The sequence below is a fragment of the Porphyromonas bennonis DSM 23058 = JCM 16335 genome (genome assembly GCF_000375645.1).
GTDB classification, from domain to species: domain Bacteria; phylum Bacteroidota; class Bacteroidia; order Bacteroidales; family Porphyromonadaceae; genus Porphyromonas_A; species Porphyromonas_A bennonis.
The window spans coordinates 1-3,358 of sequence record NZ_AQWR01000075.1; the positions used below are offsets into that span (position 1 = coordinate 1).

Sequence of the window (3,358 nt, forward strand, 5' to 3'; positions counted from 1 at the left end):
AGGTGAGCGATATGATCCGCCGATCGGTGATCAAGTCCCCGATCAGCGGCACCGTGATCGCCAATTACGTCCACCCGGGCGAGCTTGCCGCGGCGGGGCATCCGCTCTTCCGCATCGCCGACCTGGACGTGATGATCCTACGGGTATACATCACCGGTGAGGATCTCGGGCTCCTCCGTGTGGGAGAGAAGGTAAAGGTTCGCGTGGACGGCGGTGCAGGTGAGGAGGCGACTCGCACCTACGACGGGACGATCAGCTGGATCTCGCCCAAGGCGGAATTTACCCCCAAGTCCGTTCAGACCCGCGAGGATCGTGCCGGTCTGGTCTACGCCGTCAAGGTCAGGGTACCCAACGAGGACGGACAGCTCAAGATAGGTATGTACGGCGAGCTGCTTCGACCCGCAGCAGAGTGACGATGACGGGTGCGACGGACGATATCATCAGGGCGGATGGGCTGAGGCTGGTCTACCGCAGTCCGGCGGGCGAGGCGGTCGGTGTCGGCACGGCACCGGAGGGGCTCTCCTTCGCCGTCCGTCGGGGGGAGATCTTCGGCATCATCGGTCCGGACGGTTCCGGTAAGAGTACGCTCCTCCGCATCCTCTGCTCCCTTCTCAGGCCACAGAGCGGCAGCGCTACGGTGGACGGATACGATGTGGTGCGCGACTATCGGGAGCTGCGGCAGCACATCGGATACATGCCCGGCACCTTCTCCCTCTACGGCGACCTCACCGTGCGGGAAAATCTGGACTTCTACGCCACTCTCTTTGGCACCACCGTGGAGGAGAATTACCCCCTCATCGCCGATATCTACTCCCACATCGAGCCCTTTGAGAAGCGCCTCGCCGCCCATCTCTCCGGAGGGATGAAGCAGAAGCTTGCCCTCTCCTGCGCTCTGATCCACAAGCCGCACGTCCTCTTCCTCGACGAGCCGACCACCGGCATTGACCCCATCAGCCGAACCGACCTCTGGCAAATGCTCCGCAAGCTCTCCGCCGATGGTGTCACCGTGGTCGCCTCCACTGCCTATATGGACGAGGCAAGCCGCTGCGACCGAGTCGCCTTTATGCGTCGAGGGGACTTCATCGCCATGGACACGCCGGAGCAGTTGGTCTCGCAGTACCGCCTGCCGCTCTACCGCTTAGAGACAGCCGATCGGATGGCTGCCCTCGAGGCGCTGGAGAGCTATCCCGAGGTGCTGCATGCATACGCCTTTGGCGACTCCTTTCACATCACCCTCCGTGACCGAGCAGACGAGACGGCGCTGAGGAGGCATATCGCCTCTGACGCCCGCCTCGCAGGCAGCCGAGCGGTCGCCACGGAGCCCACCCTGGAGGATGCCTTCCTCCTCCTATCGACAGACGACGATGAGTGATCCGGTGATAGAGGTAGAGGGGCTGACGAAGGTCTTCGGCGACTTCACCGCCGTGGACCACATCTCCTTCCACGTCGAGAGGGGGGAGATATTTGGCTTCCTCGGTGCCAATGGCGCCGGCAAGTCCACCGCCATCAGCATGCTCTGTGGCATCCTCAAGCCGACGGCAGGGCGCGGCACCGTCGCCGGACACGACATCCTCCACGAGGGGGAGCGGATCAAGCAGCACATCGGCGTGATGAGCCAGCGCTTCTCCCTCTACACCGACCTGACCGTGGAGGAGAATCTCCGGCTCTACGCCGCTATCTATGGGATGAAGAAGAAGGCGATCAGGGAGCGAACGGATGAGCTGCTCGAGCAGCTCGACTTCGAGGAGTATCGCCACACCCGAGCCGGGCACCTGCCACTCGGGTGGAAGCAGAAGCTTGCATTTGCCTCAGCGATCTTCCACCGCCCCGAGGTGGTCTTCCTCGACGAGCCCACCGGCGGGGTCGATCCGCTGACGCGGCGGCTCTTCTGGGAGCTAATCTACCGCGTTGCCTACGTGGACGGGATCACCGTCTTCGTCACCACACACTATATGGATGAGGCGGAGTACTGCGACCGGGTCTCGATCATGGTCGACGGGGAGATCCGCGTGCTCGGCACCCCGGCGGAGCTTAAGGCTGCTGAGGGAGTCCCCGATATGGGCAGCCTCTTCACCGCTATCACAAGGCAAGGGAAACGATGAAGAGGAGAGCATCACATCGCGGCGGCTCGCAGATGCGCGCCTTTATCATCAAGGAGTGGAAGCAGATCTTCCGCGATCCGCTCACGCTCCTGATCCTCGTCGCCATGCCGATCACGGAGATGCTCCTCTTTGGCTTTGCGATGAATATGGACGTCACCGACATCCGTACCGTCATCATCGACCATTCGACCGACGAGACCGGCAAGCAGTTGGCTGACGCACTGGAGGGAAATACCACCTTCCTCTACCAAGGGATGCTCGCCGACAGCGGGGAGGCGGAGGAGATGATGAAGGCGGGCGAGATAGATCTCGCCATCGTGGTGCCGGAGCACTTTGAGCGGGACCTCTTCACCGGGCTGCCGACCAGCCTGCAGGTGATCGCTGATGTGTCGGACCCCGCCATGGGGAGCATCCGAGGAGCCTATGCCCAGCAATTTATCGCCGACCAATTGAGCCGTCGCACCGGCAGCGCGGGGATCCCCTACAGCATCGAGATCACACCCCAGATGCTCTACAATCCCGGACTCGTCTCAGCGTACAACTTCGTCCCCGGACTGATGGGGCTGGTGCTCCTCGTCATCTGCACGCTGATGACCAGCATCAGCATTGCGAGGGAGAAGGAGCAGGGCTCCATGGAGCTCCTCCTCACGACCCCGGCGCGCCCGACCACCATCGTCCTCTCCAAGACCGTCCCCTACCTCGCCGTCTCCCTGATCATCATCGCGATCATCCTCGTCATCTCCCGCTTTGTCCTCGGGGTGCCGATCCGTGGCTCGCTTGCTCTGATCCTCCTCGTGACGCTGGTCTTCACCTTCTTCAGCCTCGCCTTCGGACTCCTCCTATCGAGCCTCGTCAAGTCGCAGAAGGAGTCGACGATCCTAACCGGCTTCAGCGTGATGATGCCGACGATGCTCCTCTCCGGGATGATCTTCCCGGTGGAGAATATGCCGCTCGTCCTCCGGTGGATCTCCCGCTTCATCCCCGCCACCTACTACATCACCTCGATGCGCAAGCTGATGATCCAGGGCGCCGGACTCAGTGCCATCTGGGTCGAACTGCTGCTGCTCGTCCTCTTCGCCATCCTCACGATCGCCCTCGCCATCCGTAACGTCAAGCCCCGCCTGAGATGAGTAGTGCCTTTCGATACCTACTGGAGAAGGAGTTTAAGCAGATTGCTCGGGACAGGATCCTCCTGACGATGATCTTCCTCTTCCCGACGATCATGATCGGTCTGACGCCCTGGGTGATCAATTTCA

At 61.9% G+C, this 3,358-nt stretch carries 4 protein-coding genes; all 4 read left to right on the forward strand.

The window, feature by feature from the left end:
* The coding region (locus B088_RS08060) for an HlyD family secretion protein (protein ID WP_018107918.1) at nucleotides 1-413 on the forward strand (413 nt) is incomplete at its 5' end.
* A complete protein-coding gene (locus tag B088_RS08065) occupies nucleotides 410-1,372 on the forward strand; it encodes an ABC transporter ATP-binding protein (RefSeq protein ID WP_018107919.1) in 963 nt (320 codons plus the stop codon). The genes B088_RS08060 and B088_RS08065, both read left to right, overlap by 4 nt.
* Nucleotides 1,365-2,102 carry an ABC transporter ATP-binding protein gene (locus B088_RS08070; RefSeq protein WP_018107920.1) on the forward strand — a complete coding sequence of 246 codons (738 nt, stop codon included), beginning with the start codon at nucleotides 1,365-1,367 and terminating at the stop codon, nucleotides 2,100-2,102. The genes B088_RS08065 and B088_RS08070 overlap by 8 nt, the downstream gene beginning before the upstream one ends.
* Nucleotides 2,099-3,232: an ABC transporter permease gene (locus B088_RS08075; RefSeq protein ID WP_018107921.1), complete on the forward strand. Its 1,134-nt coding sequence runs from the start codon at nucleotides 2,099-2,101 to the stop codon at nucleotides 3,230-3,232. Before B088_RS08070 ends, B088_RS08075 begins: the two co-directional genes overlap by 4 nt.
* Nucleotides 3,233-3,358: the final 126 nt, after the last annotated feature.